The following is a 17439-nucleotide window of genomic DNA, read 5'->3' on the forward strand; positions in this document are numbered from 1 at the left end:
ACCTCATGACTTGCGATAGGTGTCGTATCGGAACTGCCGTCCGCCGACGGCGACAACGGCGCCGGGCCGCAGCACGCTGCGCACCCCGCTGGGCAAGCGGACCCAGGTACCCGTCCCGGGGGCACGCAGGTACGTACCGTTCACCGAATCGACGTCGGTGACGCCGACTTCCCAGCCGTCGAGGCTGATCCGCGCGTGCACGTCACAGACGGCCGGATCGTGCAGCTTCAGCGCGGTCGCCGTCCCGCTGCGCACCTCCTCGGCCTGTTCCGGTGCGCGACCGAGGAGAAACTCCTTGTCCAGGGCGAAGGACGTCCCGTCGTCGAGCATCAGCACACCCAGCGACGGCCGTTCGCTGTGGGCGGGTGCCTTACCCGCCTGGGTGAGGCCGATCCCGCAGATCCCGCAGTAACTCAAGGACGGGTCGTTGAAATGGCCCTTCCGGCATCGCACCCCGGAGACTCCCGGCGGTCCGGGAGGCGTTTCCTCCGCCACCGCCGGTTCCTCGGCGGAAGGTTCCGCCACGGTCGGGCCGCCGACCCAGAACGCGTCCGCGCGCACGACCCCGGTGCCGAGTGCGGACCAGGTGTCGGCGTCCGCGCCGGCCTCGCCCAGAACGGCCTGGAGGGAGGAAACCGGGTCCGGAACCACCTTGTCCACCAGCGTCACCGCGTCCCGGCCGTCGAGGCGCATCTCGTCCGCTTCCGTCCGGATCGTGAGGGTGGCCGGACCGTGCACGAGCACGGCCACCCCACCCTCCACCGAACCGTAGGCACAGAGACCGGGCAGTTTCCCCTCGGCGGTGGCGAGCAGCCGGATCAGCGATTCCCCCAGCCGCCGTCCGGGCTGGTCCTGCTCCGCCGCCGTACCCGCCGCGGCGAGCAATTCGGCGGTCAGTTCGTCGTCGGTCACGTCGAAAAGCAGCACCAAACCGGGGTAACGGACCAGGATTCCGTTGCCCGGAGCGAGTTTCATGGCTTGCTCGTTCATCACATCAACCTCCCGCCGCGAAAGCGCCACCGGATGAAAGGAACCCGCATCGGGCCGTTCGCGACCAGCCACACGCCGAGCCAGACGACCACGAAATGGAGGACGAAGGCGTTCAGGGGCACCGGCCCCGGCAGCCAGGGCAACACGCCGCTCACGGCGAGAAAACCGACCAGCAGCCCTTCCGGAACCAGCGTGAGCAGACCGAACATCGTCGGCCAATCCTTCTCCCAGCGCCATTGCATGAGGAGGTGGTAGAGCAGTTCCCAGCCGATCCCGAGCACCGCGACCGCGGCCAGTACGACGAAGGCGGACTGGTAGACCTCGGGACGAGGGGCGTCGACCGGGAGCACGGGCACGAGCAGCGCGGTGAGCACGCCGCCGACCAGTGCCAGCAGGAATAGTCGCGTCTGGATGCGACCGCAGAGCGTCGGTACCACGAGCTTTCCCCTTCCGAGTCAGATTTCGCGGCCGGTCGCCCAGCGCAGCCAGCCGGAGAACGAGGAGATCGGGCCCATCCGGCGGCAATGGCCGCGCCGTGCCACGTCGTCGACGACCTCTTGGGCGGCGATCTGCAGCCCGAGGAAGGTGTCCACACCGGGGAACGGCCCACCCAGCGTCGCGGCGCCGGTCGCGTAGAGCTTGCCCATCCCGCTGTCCGCACCGCGCACCGCGAAGGCCCGGTCGACATCGAGCCTGCCGAGGCCGTTCATCCGCGCCCCGCCGCGCTGCAGGAGATCACCCAGTACCTGGTGTTCGGTCACGTCGGCGTTCAGCCCCGTGCAGTCGATGACGAAGTCCGCGCGGATCGAAAGCCCGCCGTCCGCCACCCGGAGCCGTGCTTCGAGTCCGTCCCCGTCCGGTTTCAGGTCCTCGAAGGTGCCGTTGAGCACCCGGTACCAGCCCTGCGAACGCGCGAGGCGCATCTGCCGCTGCCATTCCCGCCGCCAAGCCGTCGTGGTCCCCCCGATCTCCCGGTAGACCTCGGAACGGGCGTCGGCGTCGAGCCGCCTCATCTCGGCCTTGAGCTGCCCGCCCCAGACCGACTTCGGGTAGTTGAATCCCTGATAGGCGAAGCCGTCCTGGCCGCGGCGCCGGGCCCAAGCGTGCTTCCCGTGCTTGCCCGCGACGTAAGTCCGGAGGACGTGCACGATCTGCGTCCGCGTACCGTGTTCGACGCGCTCCCGGATGAGCCGCTCCACGACCCGCGAGGCGACGATCCCTCCGCCGCGGACGAGGACGGTCCGCGGCTTCAGCCGCAAGGCCTGATAAACGTGTTCGTGGTCTTCGTAGGCGTTGACGACGTGGTGGAAGTCGTTCATCCGCTCGCGGAACTCCTGCAGTTCCGGGAGGAACTGCAGACCGGTGTAACCGACGGCGAGATGGACGTCCCGGCACCGCACCGCGCGGAAAACGGGTTCGGCGGCCCGCCGGTCGGCGTGTACGACGAAATACCCTCCGCCCACGCGCCGCCGGACCAGCTCGACGTCACCGCGTTCGAGCATGTCCCAGTACCGGATACGACGTGCCTCCCGGTCGATCGACTCGAGTACCGCGCGCAGCCGCGGGGTGTAGAAGTCGGCGAAAACCGGCTCCACCAGAACCTGCATCAGCGGTTTGATCGTGCGTTTGCGGATCGCTTCGGAAACCGCGTAGGACGGGAATCCCCAGATGTTGTCCGGACGGGACGCCGCGTCGGACCGGATCCTGTTGTCCAGCGCGATCTGGGACGCCGTGGCCAGATGTTCGTAGGTCTGCCACGGATGGCTCAGATTGGACACCACCTGGATGTCCGAGGTCGGCAGGCCACCCGCGATACGCAGGTAGTCGGTCATGACGAAGGAGCCGATTCCGCCGCCGACGGTCACAAAAGGCTTGTCCTGCAGAGGAATGCCCGCATCCGTCACCATGCTGTCCGTCCACTGGTCGCTGGAGTGCAGCAGCGGTGGCAGGCCAACGGTTCCCTTCGGTCCTTGAGGGACATCGATTACTTCTGTCACGTCGCTCACCGTCCTGGTCGTTCGTCGTGGAGCGCCGGTACTCACCGGCAAAGGCCGCACGTTCACGATCGGGTATCGGGCGTCGCGCCACCGTTGTCCCAACGTGACACCGGGCCGCGTCTGCCGACGCGGCCCGGTGCCGGGGGAGGGGCGGATTCCGCCTCAGGCGGCCTCTTGCCAGAGAAGCCTGCCGAGTGCCTCGGGCGGTTCCAGGCCGAGCTCGTCACGAAGGATCAGCCGGTAGTCACGGTAATGACTCATCGCGTCGTGGCGGTTGCCTTGCGCGAGATAGACCCGGATGAGCGCTTCGTGTGCGCTGTCGCGCAACGAATCGGCTTGGATGACGGCCAGTGCCGCCTGGATGGCGGCACCGTGCATTTCACGGCAGACGAGCAGAGCGGACAGCCGCTCCAACGCGTCCAGCCGCAGACGGCGATAGCTGAGCTGATGATCGGCGAGCCACTCGTCGTCCCAGCCCGGCAGCATGTCCTCGGCGAAATTCGTCCACTGCAGCCGGTCGAGAAGCGCCGATTCCTCACCTGGACGGGTGTTGAGCAAAGAGATCGCCATCGCACGTGTGCTTTCGACGTCCACCCGCAGCGTCGGTGACAGCCGCAGATCGGTTTTCGTCGACAGCACCAGATCCGGCCAGGCCCGCTGGAGCCGGTACAAGGTGGTACGCAGATTCGCGTGTGCGCGTGCGGTGGGGCTGTCCGGCCAAAGCGCGTGCGCGATCGTGGTCCGGGCGGCCTGCTTGCCAAGGCAGACCAGCACGGCCAGCAGCCGCTGCGCACTGGGCCCCACCGTCACTCGCTCACCGTGCACCACGAGCCGGAAGTCGCCGAGAAGGTTGAGTTCGCACTGCGCCGTCATCGCAGGTTTGGCCGCGGTGAGGTGAACCACCCTCGCGGTTTTCAGGTCGGTGCCCCGCGGTGAATCGCGAAGCCAGGTCGGATCGGTCAAGACGCGGACAGGTACTCGATCGGAATTGGTCAACATTTCTGTACCCCCAACAGGCAAGTTGGCTGCCGATTCGGTAAACGTGCACCACTGACTGTGTCGATGGACTCGGCTCCCCACGGGCCCCGTGCATCACACCTCGCCGGTCACACTCCGGCGGGGGTCTTCGACATCTTCGCCTCGGCGATGCCACCGATCACGGTGGCCGCCGCCGCGATCCCGACGCAGACGAGCAGCGCGCCCCGGATCCCCGCCGGCTCGAGCAGCGAGGCCACCGCGAGTCCGGCGACACCGAATCCGACGCCGCCGGCCGCGTACAGGCCGGAGAACCCGGTCGCCCAGACCCGTTCCGGCAGCAGCGCCTGCATCCCGGCCGCCCGTGCGGTGAGCGCGGGCGTGCCCGCCAGACCGGAGACGATCATGAGGCCGATGATCAGCGCGGCCGTCGGCGACACCACCGCCGCCGCGACGATCGCGGTCACGGCGAGCACCAGCACGAAGCTCTGGGTGCGGTAGGCGCCCGGCCATTTGCGGCTGCCGTAGACGATGCCGCCGACCAGACCGGCGCCGGCGAACACCGCGAGGACCGGACCGGCGATCCCGGCGTGGGTGCCGACATGTTCGAGCAGCGAAGGAAGCCCGGTGTAGGCGGCACCGACACAGAGCATCACGGCACCCTCCTGCAGCAAGGCGGGCCAGCTGAGCCGCCAGACCCGGACGTCGGCGGGTTTGGCCTCGTCCCCGGACTTCACCACCGGGCCCGGATCCTGCAAAGTACCGGCGCCGAGCACGCCGACCAGCGCGATCGCCGCGATCACCACGATCGGCCACACCTGGCCCGCCGCCAGCGCGACCAGGCCGACCACGGCCGGGCCGATCGCCCACAACAGCGTCGTCAGCGTGGCTTCCAGGCTGAGCGCGGCGTGGTGCGCGACCGGATCGACCTTGCGTACCAGCAAGGCGCGCAGCCCGCCGTGCGCGCCGGAGGCCACGCCGCCGGCGATCGCGGCGAGCGCGATCATGACCGCGGCGGGCAGGAGCCCGGGGTTGGCCAGTGCCGGTATCCCGAGCAGGAGCAGCGCCGCGGCCTGGATACCGAGCACCAGGCGTACTTCGGGCCCCGCCGGGCGCCGGTCGAAGCGCCGTCCCATCACCCCCGCGGCCACGGCCTCCGCGAACGCGAACGCGCCCGCCATCAAGGCGCCGACGGCATACGAACCACTCGCCAGATGCCCGAGATACACCAGCGCGAGCGGTGACATCGCGATCGGCAGCCGCTGGCACAGCACGACGAAGAGCCAACCGCGCATGCCGGGAGTCTTCGCCACCTTCAGGTACGCGCGGAAACCAGCGTCTTCGGCCGGTTCGCGGGTGGGTGCTTCTTCTGCGGTCGTCATCGAGCTCCCCTTTCGATTCCGCCTCGAGGGCGGCACAACTTCGAGCTTGCGAAGTTTCAGAGGGGGCGAGACCGCTATCCGTTACAAGTACTTTCGGGGCAATTATCCAACACGTTCAGCTAGCGCCAGTCACTTCGGGTGACAGGTAGCGTTCCAGCGTCGCCCGGACGCGACTGCGTGCTCGGTGCAGGATCACCCGTTGGTGGCCCGCGTCCACGCTCAGCAGCTCGCAGACCTCGTCACTGGTCCAGCCTTCGACGTCGCGCAGGGTGATGACGACCCGCTGGTTGTCGGACAGACCCTCGATGGCACGGGCGACGACGTCCTGCAGTTCCCCGGCGAGCAGCGTGTGTTCGGGGATGGTCGACCAGTCGTGGAGCGGACTGGCCCAATGGCCGACGTACGGACCGGACCGCAGGAAGCGTTCCGGCTCCACCGCCGGGGCGTCCGGGCCGTCGGAGCCGTCGGCGACGCTCGAAAACGGGAGAGACCGGTTCTCCGCGGCTGATCTCCGGCGCGCGACGTTGATCAGGATCCGGCAGATCCAGGTGCGCAAGGTGGACCTGCCCTCGAAGCCGTCGAGCGCGCGGAGTACCGCGATCCACGTCTCCTGCACGGCTTCTTCCGCGACCTCCCGCGACGGGGAATACAGGAGGGCAAGCCGGAGCAAAGTGGGATGGTAGGCGTTCACGAGTTCCAGGAAGGCCATGTCGTCGCCACGTCGCAGCGCCTCGAGGTCCACTTCGATCACTGATTGTCTCGTTCGGCAAGCCACTTCCGGTAAATGTCGACTAGACCAGCCTCAGCCTCCTTGCTCAGTCCCTCGCTCGGCAGGCTGCCCGAAACCCGGATCGACGCCTTGATCTGAGCAAGATAGTTTTCACAGCTCTCGCAGACCATCAGGTGATTGTTCAACCGCGCCATGTCTTCCGGGTCGAGTGCCTCTTCGAGGTAATCGGTGACCCGTTCGACCAGTTCCGCGCATGACATCTCGTCCACGCCGACAGTCTGGCAGATCGGCCGTCCCGGCGAGCGCGGTCGGCCGCGTGGCCGACCGGGTACGAGGGGTGGGGGCCCGTGCTGATCCCGGGTGAGCGAATTGATCATTCCGCTGTGAAGTCCCATCATCCCCCCGTACGGATGCGTGCCCCGAGCGGTGCTCTCAGCGAGAGCATGGGAAGCCGCACGGAACGTATCCCCCTCATCCTTCAGCGAACACTACTAGAGAGTTCGCGTGCCTCCAAGCCTGACGGCGAAACTGCCGCAGGCCTGCTTTAACACGGGATTGCGCCGCATTTCAACGGCCGACCGGGGCAATTTGACCGAAAGAATTAACCGATGTCGAATCCCTGGCGAATGCACGAGCATCGTGCGATACCGCCCGGTCGCACCCGCGTTGCCGTCGATTCACCATTCCGCGGGCAGGACCCGATATCCCGGCGGACGCCAAGGCGATCGAAAACACGGCGCCGGGAATCATTTCCGGGGAATCCGGATCGTGAGACGGCGATCGTTTCGCCACCTGCCGGGAAGCGCGGGCTGACCGAATCCGTGAGAAACCGAAGGCCCCTTCCTTTCGCTCGACGCGAGAAAGGAAGGGGCCTTCGGGTACCGAGGGGCTACTTCTTGTACAGGGCCTCGATGTCGGTCGCGTAGTTCTTGTTCACGATGTTGCGCTTCAGCTTCAGGCTCGGTGTGATCTCCCCGCCCGCCTCGGTGAAGTCCTTCGCGAGGATCGTGAACTTCTTGATCGCCTCGGCCTGCGACACCGCGCTGTTGGCCTGATCGACGGCCGTCTGGATCTCGGCGCGCAGTTCGGCGTCGTCGGCCAGATCGGACACGGAGGCGCCGGCGGGCTTGCCGTGCTGCGACTTCCACGACGGGAAGTACTCCTCGTCGATGGTGATCAGCGCGCCGATGAACGGCCGCTGGTCGCCGACGACCATCGCCTGGCTGACCAGCGGGCTGGCCTTGATGGTGTCTTCGAGCCCGGACGGGGCGACGTTCTTGCCGCCCGCCGTGACGATGATCTCCTTCTTGCGCCCGGTGATCTTGAGGAACCCGTCGTCGTCCAGTTCGCCGAGGTCGCCGGTGTGGAACCAGCCGTCCTCCAAGGCTTCGGCGGTCGCTTCGGCGTTGTTGAAGTAGCCGCCGAACACGACGTCACCCTTCAGCAGGATCTCGCCGTCGTCGGCGATCCGGACCGAAGTGCCGGCGACCGGGCGGCCCACCGTGCCGACGCGGAAGCCGGTCTGGGTGCCGACACAGGCTGCGGCGGAGGTCTCGGTCAGGCCGTAGCCCTCGAACACCGGGACGCCGATGCCGCGGAAGAAATGCGCCAGCCGCACGCCGAGCGGGGCACCGCCGGACACCGCGGCGACGCACCGGCCGCCGAGTGCCGCGCGGAGCTTGCTGAACACGAGCTTGTCGAACAGCGCGTGCTTGATCTTCAGGCCCAGCCCGGCGCCGCCGGTGTCCTGTGCCTGGCTGTACGCGACCGCGGTGGCTTCGGCGGCGTCGAAGATCTTGCCCTTGCCGTCGCCGTGCGCCTTCTGCTTCGCGCCGTTGTAGACCTTCTCGAACACGCGCGGCACGGCGACGACGAAGGTCGGCCGGAAGGTGCCGAGGTCGGCGACGAGGTTCTTGACGTCCGACGTGTGCCCGAGCGTCACCCGCGCGCTGAGCGCGGTCACCGCGATGGCGCGGGCGAGGACGTGCGCGAGCGGCAGGAACACCAGCAGCGAGTTGCCCTGCTCCATCAGCTGCGGGAACGCGGCGATGTCGGCGCGGATCTCGGCGAGGAGGTTCCGGTGGGTCAGCTCGACCCCCTTGGGGCGGCCGGTGGTGCCCGAGGTGTACACGATCGTGGCCAGGTCGCCCGCCTTCACCGTGCGGCGGCGCTCGTGCAGGTCGTCGTCGCTCAGGTCGGCACCCTGCGTGGTGAGCTGGTCGACGGCGCCGGCCTCGATCTGCCAGGTGTGCTCCAGCGCGTCGAGACGGCCCTTGACGGTTTCCAGCGTCGCGACGTGGTCGTCGGTCTCGACGAAGACGGCCTTCGCGGCCGAGTCCGAGAGGATCCAGTGGACCTGCTCGGCCGACGACGTGTCGTAGATCGGGACGGTGACCGCGCCGGCGGCCCAGATCGCGAAGTCGATCAGGGTCCATTCGTAGCGGGTCTTGGACATGAGCCCGACCCGGTCGCCCGGAGCGATGCCCGCCTTGGCCATTCCCTTGGCCACGGCCAGAACCTGGGCGGCGAAGTCTTTGGCGGTGACGTCCAACCAGGTACCGTCGACCTGGCGGCGGAAACTCACCACATCGGAGAACCGCTCGGCGTTCGCCCAGACGACGTCGGCGAGATTCTCGTCGTCGGTCACCGGATTGGCGGCGGGGGCGCTGTATTCGCGCACGAGGAACCTCCGTGTTCGCGTGCAAGTGGTGTGACCGGTGTTACCCGCCAGTCAACTTAGCGTGCCGTGCACCTTAAGACCATGCTGACGAATCGGCCATACCCAGGGCATGACATTCTGCCGCTGTGAACCAGGCGCCGCCAGCTCTCGACATCGTCGACGAGACCTTCCTCGTGGTCCCGCCCTCCACCGTGGCCGCCGCTTTCGCCGATCCGCGATCTTGGTCACGTTATTGGCCGGACCTCGTCCTGGAGGTCTACACCGACCGCGGGGACCAAGGATTGCGCTGGACCGTGCGCGGTGCCTTGATCGGTACGATGGAGGTCTGGCTCGAGCCGGTGCTCGACGGCACCTTGCTGCACTACTTCCTGCGCGCCACCCCCGCCGGTCCCGACGGGGAGCCGATCGGCCTGGCACCGCGGGAACTGCGCCGCGAGTTCGACCGCCGCGCCCGCGCCGCCAAGGCGATCGCGCTCGGGCTGAAAGAGGTCCTGGAGGACGGGCGCGAGCCCGGGGTCGGTCCCCGGGCCGAGTAGGGGAGAGCATGCGGGTTCACGTGGTGTCGGACGTGCACGGCAACGCCGACGCGCTCAAACGCGCGGGCGACGGCGCCGACGCGTTGATCGTCCTCGGCGACCTGCTGGACTTCGTCGACTACCGCGAGCACGACAAGGGCATCATGGGCGCGCTGTTCGGCGCCGAGAAGGTCGGCGAGTTCGCGCGCCTGCGGCGTGAAGGCACTCGTGACGAGACCGTTGCCTTCTCGCGATCGTTGTGGGCCACTTTGGCCGATCCCGCCGCCGCCGTCGGCGAGGCGATCCACGACCAGTACGGCGTCTTGTTCGGCGCGCTGACCGCGCCGACGTTCGCGACCCCCGGCAACGTCGACGACCCCTCGCTGTGGCCCGAGTTCGCCGGCGACGGCATCACCGTCCTCGACGGCGGGGTCGCCGAGTTCGGCGGCCTGCGGTTCGGGTTCATCGGCGGCGCGCTCCTCCCGCCGAACGTGGTCCCGCGCCGCAACGGCTTCTGGCGGCCGTACCTGCGCACCCGCGAGGAGTACGACGCCGCGGTCGCCGGCCTGGAGAACGTCGACGTCCTGTGCACCCACATCCCGCCCGCCGTCCCGGAACTCACCTACGACGTGATCGCGCGGCGGTCCGAGATCGGCTCGGCGGCGCTGGTGGACCTCATCCGCGAGCAGCGGCCGCGCTGGTCGGTCTTCGGGCACGTCCACCAGCCGCTGACCCCCAGGACGAGGCTCGGCAGGACCGAATGCCGTAACGTCGGTCACTTCAAGGAGACCGCGCAGCCGTACGTGCTTCGCTGGTGACGCTCGGCTCCGGCTAGGCTGCGTTCATGGCCGAGCAGTCCACGCAATCCATCGAGGTCGACGCCGAGCCCGAGCGGGTCATGGCCGTCATCGCCGACTTCCCCGCGTACCCGGAATGGGCCAAGGCCGTCCGGGAGACCGAGGTGCTCGGCGAGGACGCCGACGGCCGCGCCAAGCAGGTGAAACTCACCCTCGACGCCGGACCCATCAAGGACGTCTACACCCTCGAGTACGACTGGGACGCCGACGGCAACGGAGTCAGCTGGCACCTGGTCAAGGGGCAGATGCAGAAGGCCCAGAACGGCCGCTACGCGCTCGAAGCGCTGGGCACCGGACGCACCAAGGTGACGTATACGCTGTCCGTCGAGCTGGCGCTGCCGATGATCGGGCTGCTGCGCCGCAAGGCCGAGAAGATGGTCATGGACACCGCGCTCAAGGAGCTCAAGAAGCGCGCTGAAGCATCCTGAGTCGAAGGGTAGGCATGCGGATCCTGCTGTTCACCGGCAAAGGGGGTGTCGGCAAGACCACGCTGGCCGCGGCGACGGCGGCGGCACTGGCCGGGCGGGGCAGGAAGACGCTCGTGGTCTCGACCGACCCGGCGCATTCCCTCGGTGACGCCTTCGGCCGCCCGCTCGCCGGCGAACCGTCCGAAGTGGACACGCTCTTGCACGCCGCCCAGATCGACACCCGCGGCCTCGTCGACAGCACCTGGCGCGAGCTCCGGCGGGAACTGCAGACCGCGCTCGCGGGCGTGGGCCTCGACTCGCTCGACGCCGAAGAACTCACCGTGGTGCCCGGCGTCGACGAACTCCTCGCCCTCACCGAGGTCCAGCGCCTCGCCGAGCACGGGCCCTGGGAGACGGTCGTCGTCGACTGTGGACCGACCGCGGAAACGCTGCGCCTGCTGGCCTTGCCCGAAGCCGTCTCCGGCTACCTGTCGAGGATGTTCAAACCCGGTGCGCGGCGGACGGCGGCCGCGGTGCGGCGGCTCGGCGCGCATCTGGAGTCGCTGCGCACGCTGCTGACCGACCCGGCCACCACCACCGTGCGGCTCGTGCTGACGCCGGAGCGCGTCGTCGTCGCCGAAGCCCGCCGCACGCTCAGTTCCCTTGCCCTGCGCGGAATCCTGGTCGACGGCCTGATCGTCAACCGGCTGATGCCCGCGCCCGGGTTCTGGCGCGGCGCCGCTGCCACGTGGCTGCGGACCCGGCGCACCCAGCAGAACGCCGTCCTCGCCGAACTCGCCGACGCGGGTTTCGGGCCGGGACAGGTGAAGCCCGTCGAGCACCGCGCTGTCGAGCCGGTGGGGCTCGAGGCGCTGCAGGAAATCGCGTACGAGCTCTATCAAGGGCTGGATCCCTTGGCAGGGAACGAAAAAGGTGTCACCCCGCTGCTGCAGGTGTCCGAATCGGACGGTGGCTACGAGCTGCGTGTCGCGGTGCCGCTGCACCGCGATTCCGAAGTGGACCTGGCCAGAGTGGACGATGATCTCGCCGTCACCGTGGACGGTTTCCGGCGGCTGATCGCGCTGCCGGAGATGCTGCGACCGTGCCGGATCACCGGTGCGGAATCCGACGCGCACGGCCTGGTCGTGAGCCTGGCCGGGAACCGGGGACCCGGGTGAGCGAGAACAACGAATACACCGGATCGAAGCCGCTCGAACTGGCCGAAGAGATCCGCCTCCTGGTCGAATTGGTCGTCGAGCACGCCGCGCCGTGGCTGGAGGGCCTGATCTCCGCCGGGCACGGCTGCACCGACCACGACGCCGACGGGTGGTGCCCGCTCTGCGCGATCGTCGGGATCTTCCGAGGGGAACGGCCCGAGTTCGTGGCCCGCCTGATGGAGCAGGCCGCGCAGCTCGTCGCGTTGCTGCGGGCGGTGCTCGCCGACCGGTGGGAGCCCGAGGCGGGTGTCCACATGCCGGGGTTCCAGCCTGCGCGGAAGGAGCCCGCGGCCGAAGATGTGCCGATGGGAGCTTCGCGGGTCCAGCACATCACGGTGACCAGGCGCGACGCTTGGCAGCCGGACCGGGAGAACTGAGTTGCTGACGGTAGGGGTGGACGTCGGGGGCACGAGCGTGCGCGCCGGCGTGGTGGACGAGCACGGCTCGCTGATGGACACGGCCAGGGTCGGGACGCCCAGCGGGGAGGACGCGCTCGAAGACGCCATCGCCGGGGTCGTCGAAGACCTCCGCAACCGGCACGACGTGTCCGGTGTCGGGCTCGCGGTCGCCGGGTTCGTCGCGAAGGACCGGCGGACGGTGATGTTCGCGCCGCATCTGTCCTGGCGGGCCGCGCCGGTCGCCGAACGCATCGAAAAGCGGGTCGGCCTCCCGGTGACCCTGGAGCACGACGTCAACGCCGCCGCGGTCGGCGAATACCGCTTCGGGGCCGCCCGAGGCGCTCATGTCGCCGCGCTGATCGCCCTCGGTACCGGGATCGGCGCGGGACTGCTGCTCGACGGCAAGATCTACCGGGGCGCGTACGGCGTCGCGCCGGAACTCGGGCACCTCACCGTCGTCCCCGGCGGCAGGCCCTGCCCGTGCGGGAAATACGGCTGCTGGGAGCGGTACTGCAGCGGGACGGCGCTGGCCGCGACGGCGGTGGAACTGCTCGCGCGGCATCCCGGCCGCTCGACCGTGCTGGCGCGCGAGACCAGGGGAGACCCCGGCTCGGTCACCGGCCGCCGCGTCGCCGGGGCCGCCCGCGACGGCGACCCGATCGCCCAGCGCGCGATGACCGAGCTGGCGAAGTGGCTGGCCGAGGGGCTGGCGCTGGTCGCCGACGTCTTCGACCCCGAGCTGATCGTGATCGGCGGCGGCGTGTCCGAATCGGCTCCGCTGTTCCTCGACGAGGCCCGTGAACACTACGCGGACAAGATCACCGGAGCCGGGCACCGTCCGCTGGCGCGGATCAGGGCCGCGCATCACGGCGACGATTCCGCGATCGTCGGCGCCGCCGCGCTCGCCGTCGACGCGGCGAAGGCTCCCGGTGCCGAGATCGGTGTGACACGCTGAAGCGGTGACCCGGCAGGACGGCAACGGCTTCGTGAAGTGCGACTTCGGGCATCTTCACTGGGGTTTGCACGGCGCGGCCGGGTTGCTGCTGTCCGATCCCGCGCGCGGTGTCCTGCTGCAGCGGCGGGCCTGGTGGGTCCACCATGGACGCACGTGGGCGCTGCCCGGGGGCGCCGTCGAGGCGGGGGAGAGCCCGCGTGAGGCCGCCACCCGTGAGGCGCACGAGGAGGCCGACATCCCGCCCGCGCGGGTCCGCGCGCTGGCCGCGTCGCACGTCGGCCACGGGAACTGGCGCTACACCACGGTCCTGGCCGTGCCGATCGGCCCGCTTTCGGCCAGGGTGAAGAGCGCGGAGAGCGCGGAACTGCGATGGGTACGCGCGGGCGAGGTCGCGGACTTCCGGTTGCATCGCGACTTCGCGGCAGCGTGGCCGGGATTGAGGGAACACGTGGATCGCGGGCTGGTACTGGTGGTCGACGGCGCGAACGTCGTCGGATCGCGGCCGGACGGCTGGTGGCGGGACCGGCGCGGCGCCGCGGAACGGTTGCGGGACAAGCTCGCGACCCTGTCCGAGACCGGGCTCGCCGATCCGGCACTGCCCGGTGGCGGCGGATGGTCCTGGTGGCCGAAGGTCGTCCTGGTCGTCGAGGGCAAGGCGCGGGGAGTCGCGGCGGTGCCGGGTGTCGAGGTCGTCGAGGCCGAGTCCGACGGGGACTCCCAGATCGTGGCTGTCGCACGGGAGGCCCGGGAGGCCGGTCCGGAGGACCACGTCGTCGTGGTGACCGCCGATCGGGAGCTGCGTTCCCGCGTCGAGGCTCTGGGGGCTTCGACCTTCGGCCCCGGCACGCTTCTGGGCCACCTCGACTCCCGCGTTTAGTCCTCTGAATGCGGTAGTTGCACGCGCAAGCACCGCATTCAGAGGACTAAACGCGGGAGGGTCAGGGGCGCGCGATCGTCCCGTCCCGCATCTCCGCGATGAGCGAAGCGACGACGGCGCGAAGGCTGCCGTTGTACTGCTTCGCGACCGCGCGCTGACGCAGGTAGCTGGGCCCGTACTCCAGGATGGTCTCCACGGAGCGCAGTTCGTCGGCGCAGTCCAGGCGCCGGGCCACCGGTTCGAGCCGGTCCAGCAGGTCGTAGGTGTCGTCGGTGACGAGCCGCTCGTTGCCCGCCGCGTCGAGGATGACGATCGCGTCGACGCCGTAGCGCGCGGCGCGCCACTTGTTCTCCTGGACGTGCCACGGCGGCAGCGTCGGCAGGATCTCGCCGTCGTCGAGGCGCGCGCTGAAGTCGTCGACCAGGCATTGGGTCAGCGCGGAGATCGCCCCGACCTCCTCCAGCGTCGGCAACCCGTCGCACACCCGCATCTCGATCGTCCCGAAATGCGGCGCGGGCCGGATGTCCCAGCGGATCTCGGAGAAGTGGTCGATCACGCCCGTGGTGAACATGTCGTCGACGTAGCTCTCCAGCTCGGTCCACTTCCGGAACTGGAACGGCAGCCCGGCGGTCGGCAGCTGCTGGAACATCAGCGCGCGGTTCGACGCGTACCCGGTGTCCTCCGCGCCCCAGTACGGCGAAGACGCCGAAAGCGCTTGCAGATGCGGCGCGTACTTGAGCAGCGCGTCCAGGATCGGCAGGGCCTTGTCCCGGTGGTCGACGCCGACGTGCACGTGGACGCCGTAGATCAGCATCTGCCGTCCCCACCACTGGGTCCGGTCGATGAGCTTGGCGTAGCGCTCCTTGTCGGTGACCTTCTGCTGGTACCACGTCGAGAACGGATGCGAACCGGCGGAGAACAGCTCGACGCCCAGCGGGTCCAGCACCGAATGCACCACGTCGAGAGAGGTGTTCAGATCGGCCTTGACCTCGGCGATCGTGTCGCAGATCCCGCTGATCACCTCGATGGTGTTCAGCAGCAGTTCCTGTTTGATCTTCGGATGCTCCTCCTCGCCGTCGGGACGGACGGCGTCGAGCACCTGCTCCGCGACCGACGAGAGCTCGCCGGTCCGCCGGTCGACGAGGGCGAGTTCCCATTCCGCGCCGACCGTCGACCGGCGCGAGGGAGTGAAGTCGATCTTCATCTTCCGAATTGTCCGGTAGATCAGACCTGGGCGCCGTTGTTCGGATCCGCGCCGGGCGGCGGCCCCTGGCGCACCCGCAGGAGGAGAAGGGCGATCGCGGTCGCGAGGGCGAGGATCCCGAGCGGCGTGCCCAGCCGGGTGCCCATGCCGATCAGGGTGGGCGCGATCAGCAGCAGCAGGCCGAGCAGGAAGAACAGCAGGACGATGAACGCGCCCTTGCGCGGACGCGGCAGGGGAGGCGGCTCGGGCGGTACGAAATGACCCTCGTCGTCGCTCGACCCGGCGGGGTCGTCCTCGAAGAGGGTCTTGTCCCAGCTGGTGCCGCCGCCGCGCCAGCCAGGCTCGGGTTCGGCGTCCGACGGCTCGGGCCGCGGCGCCTTCTCGGCGGGCTTCTCCGGCGTTTTCTCCAGGTCGTCTTCCGGGAACAGGCCGACGCCCTCCGCACGGAGGTCGGCCACGATCTCGGCGAACGTCGCGTCGACGTCCTCCGGCCCGTCCTTGCCTCTGCTCATCCGGCGTCCACCTGTCCCGCCCGGCGCACGGACCGGGCGAAGTCCACCGTACGCGTGAAGATCAGGCCTGCGTCGTGGTCTTGGGTGGCGACGTGGAAGCTGTTCTCCAGCACCACCTCGGTCACGTCGTCGCTGCCGATCCCGTCCAGGATCACCCGGGAGTTGACCGGCTCGACGATATGGTCGACGGCCGAGTGGAGCAGGAGCACCGGCTGGGTCACCTTGCGCAGATCCGCGCGGGTGAGTTTCCACAGTTTCGCCAGGCTCGCCGCGGCGCGCACGGGCGTCCGCGAGTAGGCCAGCTCGGTCACGCCCGGCTTCGCGATGTCGTTGGCCACGCCCGGGACCGAGGGCAGGATCCTCGACAGGACGGGCAGCAGCTTGGCGTCCCAGCGCAGCGTCATGACCGACGGGTTCACCAGCACGATGCCGTCGATCCGGTCGCCGAACTCCTCGGCGAGCCGCAGCGTCAGCGTCCCGCCCATCGACATCCCGGCGACGAACACCGTCTCGCAGGTCGCGAAGAGCGCCAGCAGCTCCTCGCGGACCGCGCCGTACCAGTCCTCCCAGCCTGTCCGGTTCATGTCCTGCCACCGCGTGCCGTGCCCGGGAAGGAGCGGGCAGCGCACCGTGTAGCCGGCTTCGGCCAGATGGTCTCCCCAGGGCCGCATACTCGCGGGAGTGCCGGTGAATCCATGGCACAGCAGGAACCCTGCTTCGGTCGAACCGGTGTGAGCGAACGGTTCCGCGCCGGCGAGGACGGCCATGCGATCGCCTTCCGTGAGAGCTGGGTAGGTCTACTATGTTCGCACGACCGGAGCGGCTTGTGGGCCCCCGGCCACCGGCGGAATCGGGCCGGATCGGATGTGAGATCCGTCGCTGGGTGCGGGTAACCGGGTGGACTTCGTTGTGCCTGAGGTGCGCGATTCGTAGTCTTGACCATCGGGCGCGGGGGCTGAGCTGCTAGGAGGAGTTTTCGCAGTGCTGTACTGGCTCATGAAACACGTGTTTATCGGGCCACTGCTCAAGGCGCTGTGGCCCACCAAAGTCGTCGGCGCGGAGAACATCCCCGACGACGGCGGCGCGATCCTCGCGGGCAACCACCTCGCGGTGGCCGACTCCTTCTTCATGCCGCTGCGCGTCAAGCGCAAGGTGACCTTTCCGGCCAAATCGGAGTACTTCACCGAAAAGGGCTTCAAGGGCCTGCTGAAGAAGTGGTTCTTCACCGGCGTCGGCCAGTTCCCGATCGACCGCTCCGGCGGCAACGCCGCGCAGGCCGCGCTCGACACCGCGACCCGGCTGGTCCGTGAAGGGCACCTTCTCGGCATCTACCCCGAAGGCACCCGTTCCCCGGACGGCCGCCTGTACAAGGGCAAGACCGGCGTCGCGCGGATCGCGCTCGAATCCGGCGGCGTCGTGGTCCCGGTCGCCATGATCGGCACCGACAAGGTCAACCCGATCGGCTCGAAGATGTGGTGGCCGCGCCGCCTCGAGATCCGCTTCGGCAAGCCGCTCGACTTCTCGCGCTACGAAGGCCTCGCCGGCGACCGCTTCATCGAGCGGTCCATCACCGACGAGATCATGTACGCGCTCATGGAGCTCTCCGGCCAGGAGTACGTCGACATCTACGCCGCCAAGGCGAAGGAACTGCTCGCCGCCGAGGAGGCGGGAGTCCGCCCGAAGGTGCCCGCGCAGCCGTCCGCCCAGGACGTCGCCCGTATCCCGGACACCAAGGTCGGCTGA

At 69.0% G+C, this 17439-nt stretch carries 19 protein-coding genes; 8 read left to right on the top strand and 11 right to left on the bottom strand.

The window, feature by feature from the left end; translation table 11 throughout:
- Nucleotides 1-3: 3 nt before the first annotated feature.
- From ACFWIW_RS11470 to ACFWIW_RS11505, 8 genes are all read right to left on the bottom strand, one after another.
- Nucleotides 4-990, bottom strand: a complete 987-nt coding sequence (locus tag ACFWIW_RS11470; protein WP_378368364.1) for an FHA domain-containing protein — start codon at nucleotides 988-990, stop codon at nucleotides 4-6.
- On the bottom strand, nucleotides 990-1427 hold the full coding sequence (locus ACFWIW_RS11475) for a hypothetical protein (RefSeq protein ID WP_378368365.1): 438 nt from the start codon (nucleotides 1425-1427) through the stop codon (nucleotides 990-992). Before ACFWIW_RS11475 ends, ACFWIW_RS11470 begins: the two co-directional genes overlap by 1 nt.
- Nucleotides 1428-1445: 18 nt before the next feature.
- Nucleotides 1446-2987 carry a hypothetical protein gene (locus ACFWIW_RS11480; protein WP_378368366.1) on the bottom strand — a complete coding sequence of 514 codons (1542 nt, stop codon included), beginning with the start codon at nucleotides 2985-2987 and terminating at the stop codon, nucleotides 1446-1448.
- A 162-nt stretch (nucleotides 2988-3149) separates the two neighbouring features.
- Nucleotides 3150-3860 (bottom strand): BTAD domain-containing putative transcriptional regulator, encoded by a 711-nt coding sequence (locus tag ACFWIW_RS11485; protein ID WP_378368367.1) that lies wholly within the window; start codon nucleotides 3858-3860, stop codon nucleotides 3150-3152.
- Nucleotides 3861-4093: 233 nt separating this feature from the next.
- A complete protein-coding gene (locus ACFWIW_RS11490; RefSeq protein ID WP_378368368.1) occupies nucleotides 4094-5344 on the bottom strand; it encodes an MFS transporter in 1251 nt (416 codons plus the stop codon).
- Nucleotides 5345-5459: 115 nt separating this feature from the next.
- Complete coding sequence (locus tag ACFWIW_RS11495) at nucleotides 5460-6095, bottom strand: RNA polymerase sigma factor (protein ID WP_378368369.1); 636 nt, start codon at nucleotides 6093-6095, stop codon at nucleotides 5460-5462.
- Entirely contained in the window at nucleotides 6092-6334 is a 243-nt protein-coding gene (locus ACFWIW_RS11500; protein WP_378368538.1) for an anti-sigma factor family protein, read from the bottom strand. The genes ACFWIW_RS11495 and ACFWIW_RS11500 overlap by 4 nt, the downstream gene beginning before the upstream one ends.
- Nucleotides 6335-6963: 629 nt before the next feature.
- Nucleotides 6964-8754 (bottom strand): AMP-dependent synthetase/ligase, encoded by a 1791-nt coding sequence (locus tag ACFWIW_RS11505; RefSeq protein ID WP_378368370.1) that lies wholly within the window; start codon nucleotides 8752-8754, stop codon nucleotides 6964-6966.
- 125 nt (nucleotides 8755-8879) lie between these two features.
- Here ACFWIW_RS11505 and ACFWIW_RS11510 point away from each other — a divergent pair, with 125 nt between their 5' ends.
- From ACFWIW_RS11510 to ACFWIW_RS11540, 7 genes are read left to right on the top strand one after another with little or no spacing between them, the layout of a single operon-like run.
- Nucleotides 8880-9290, top strand: a complete 411-nt coding sequence (locus ACFWIW_RS11510) for a polyketide cyclase / dehydrase and lipid transport (protein WP_072028015.1) — start codon at nucleotides 8880-8882, stop codon at nucleotides 9288-9290.
- A gap of 8 nt (nucleotides 9291-9298) precedes the next feature.
- Nucleotides 9299-10087 carry a metallophosphoesterase gene (locus ACFWIW_RS11515; RefSeq protein ID WP_378368371.1) on the top strand — a complete coding sequence of 263 codons (789 nt, stop codon included), beginning with the start codon at nucleotides 9299-9301 and terminating at the stop codon, nucleotides 10085-10087.
- A 26-nt stretch (nucleotides 10088-10113) separates the two neighbouring features.
- Nucleotides 10114-10554, top strand: a complete 441-nt coding sequence (locus ACFWIW_RS11520) for an SRPBCC family protein (protein WP_378368372.1) — start codon at nucleotides 10114-10116, stop codon at nucleotides 10552-10554.
- Between the two features lie 14 nt (nucleotides 10555-10568).
- Nucleotides 10569-11711, top strand: a complete 1143-nt coding sequence (locus tag ACFWIW_RS11525) for an ArsA family ATPase (protein ID WP_378368373.1) — start codon at nucleotides 10569-10571, stop codon at nucleotides 11709-11711.
- A complete protein-coding gene (locus ACFWIW_RS11530; protein ID WP_063275077.1) occupies nucleotides 11708-12127 on the top strand; it encodes a hypothetical protein in 420 nt (139 codons plus the stop codon). Before ACFWIW_RS11525 ends, ACFWIW_RS11530 begins: the two co-directional genes overlap by 4 nt.
- 16 nt (nucleotides 12128-12143) lie before the next feature.
- The gene (locus ACFWIW_RS11535) at nucleotides 12144-13103 is read left to right on the top strand and encodes an ROK family protein (RefSeq protein WP_038516178.1); all 960 of its coding nucleotides are present in this window, start codon (nucleotides 12144-12146) and stop codon (nucleotides 13101-13103) included.
- Between the two features lie 4 nt (nucleotides 13104-13107).
- The gene (locus ACFWIW_RS11540) at nucleotides 13108-13980 is read left to right on the top strand and encodes an NUDIX domain-containing protein (RefSeq protein ID WP_378368374.1); all 873 of its coding nucleotides are present in this window, start codon (nucleotides 13108-13110) and stop codon (nucleotides 13978-13980) included.
- Between the two features lie 61 nt (nucleotides 13981-14041).
- Here ACFWIW_RS11540 and ACFWIW_RS11545 read toward each other — a convergent pair whose 3' ends face one another.
- From ACFWIW_RS11545 to ACFWIW_RS11555, 3 genes are read right to left on the bottom strand one after another with little or no spacing between them, the layout of a single operon-like run.
- Entirely contained in the window at nucleotides 14042-15184 is a 1143-nt protein-coding gene (locus ACFWIW_RS11545; RefSeq protein ID WP_378368375.1) for a glutamate--cysteine ligase, read from the bottom strand.
- Between the two features lie 20 nt (nucleotides 15185-15204).
- Entirely contained in the window at nucleotides 15205-15696 is a 492-nt protein-coding gene (locus ACFWIW_RS11550; protein ID WP_378368376.1) for a hypothetical protein, read from the bottom strand.
- On the bottom strand, nucleotides 15693-16463 hold the full coding sequence (locus tag ACFWIW_RS11555) for an alpha/beta hydrolase (RefSeq protein ID WP_378368377.1): 771 nt from the start codon (nucleotides 16461-16463) through the stop codon (nucleotides 15693-15695). Before ACFWIW_RS11555 ends, ACFWIW_RS11550 begins: the two co-directional genes overlap by 4 nt.
- A gap of 214 nt (nucleotides 16464-16677) precedes the next feature.
- On the opposite strand from ACFWIW_RS11555, the gene ACFWIW_RS11560 reads away from it, so the two are divergent.
- A complete protein-coding gene (locus ACFWIW_RS11560) occupies nucleotides 16678-17439 on the top strand; it encodes a 1-acyl-sn-glycerol-3-phosphate acyltransferase (RefSeq protein ID WP_016332794.1) in 762 nt (253 codons plus the stop codon).

Origin of the sequence: Amycolatopsis sp. NPDC058340 (assembly GCF_042723975.1) — a bacterium.
Classification (GTDB): Bacteria; Actinomycetota; Actinomycetes; order Mycobacteriales; family Pseudonocardiaceae; genus Amycolatopsis.

Bases quoted from the DNA above. Each gene is read 5' to 3' on its own strand.
- ACFWIW_RS11470 (WP_378368364.1), bottom strand. From the start codon at position 990: ATGAACGAGCAAGCCATGAAACTCGCTCCGGGCAACGGAATCCTGGTC.
- ACFWIW_RS11485 (WP_378368367.1), bottom strand. From the start codon at position 3,860: ATGACGGCGCAGTGCGAACTCAACCTTCTCGGCGACTTCCGGCTCGTG.
- ACFWIW_RS11490 (WP_378368368.1), bottom strand. From the start codon at position 5,344: ATGACGACCGCAGAAGAAGCACCCACCCGCGAACCGGCCGAAGACGCT.
- ACFWIW_RS11500 (WP_378368538.1), bottom strand. From the start codon at position 6,334: ATGTCATGCGCGGAACTGGTCGAACGGGTCACCGATTACCTCGAAGAG.
- ACFWIW_RS11515 (WP_378368371.1), top strand. From the start codon at position 9,299: ATGCGGGTTCACGTGGTGTCGGACGTGCACGGCAACGCCGACGCGCTC.
- ACFWIW_RS11520 (WP_378368372.1), top strand. From the start codon at position 10,114: ATGGCCGAGCAGTCCACGCAATCCATCGAGGTCGACGCCGAGCCCGAG.
- ACFWIW_RS11525 (WP_378368373.1), top strand. From the start codon at position 10,569: ATGCGGATCCTGCTGTTCACCGGCAAAGGGGGTGTCGGCAAGACCACG.
- ACFWIW_RS11545 (WP_378368375.1), bottom strand. From the start codon at position 15,184: ATGAAGATCGACTTCACTCCCTCGCGCCGGTCGACGGTCGGCGCGGAA.
- ACFWIW_RS11550 (WP_378368376.1), bottom strand. From the start codon at position 15,696: ATGAGCAGAGGCAAGGACGGGCCGGAGGACGTCGACGCGACGTTCGCC.
- ACFWIW_RS11555 (WP_378368377.1), bottom strand. From the start codon at position 16,463: ATGGCCGTCCTCGCCGGCGCGGAACCGTTCGCTCACACCGGTTCGACC.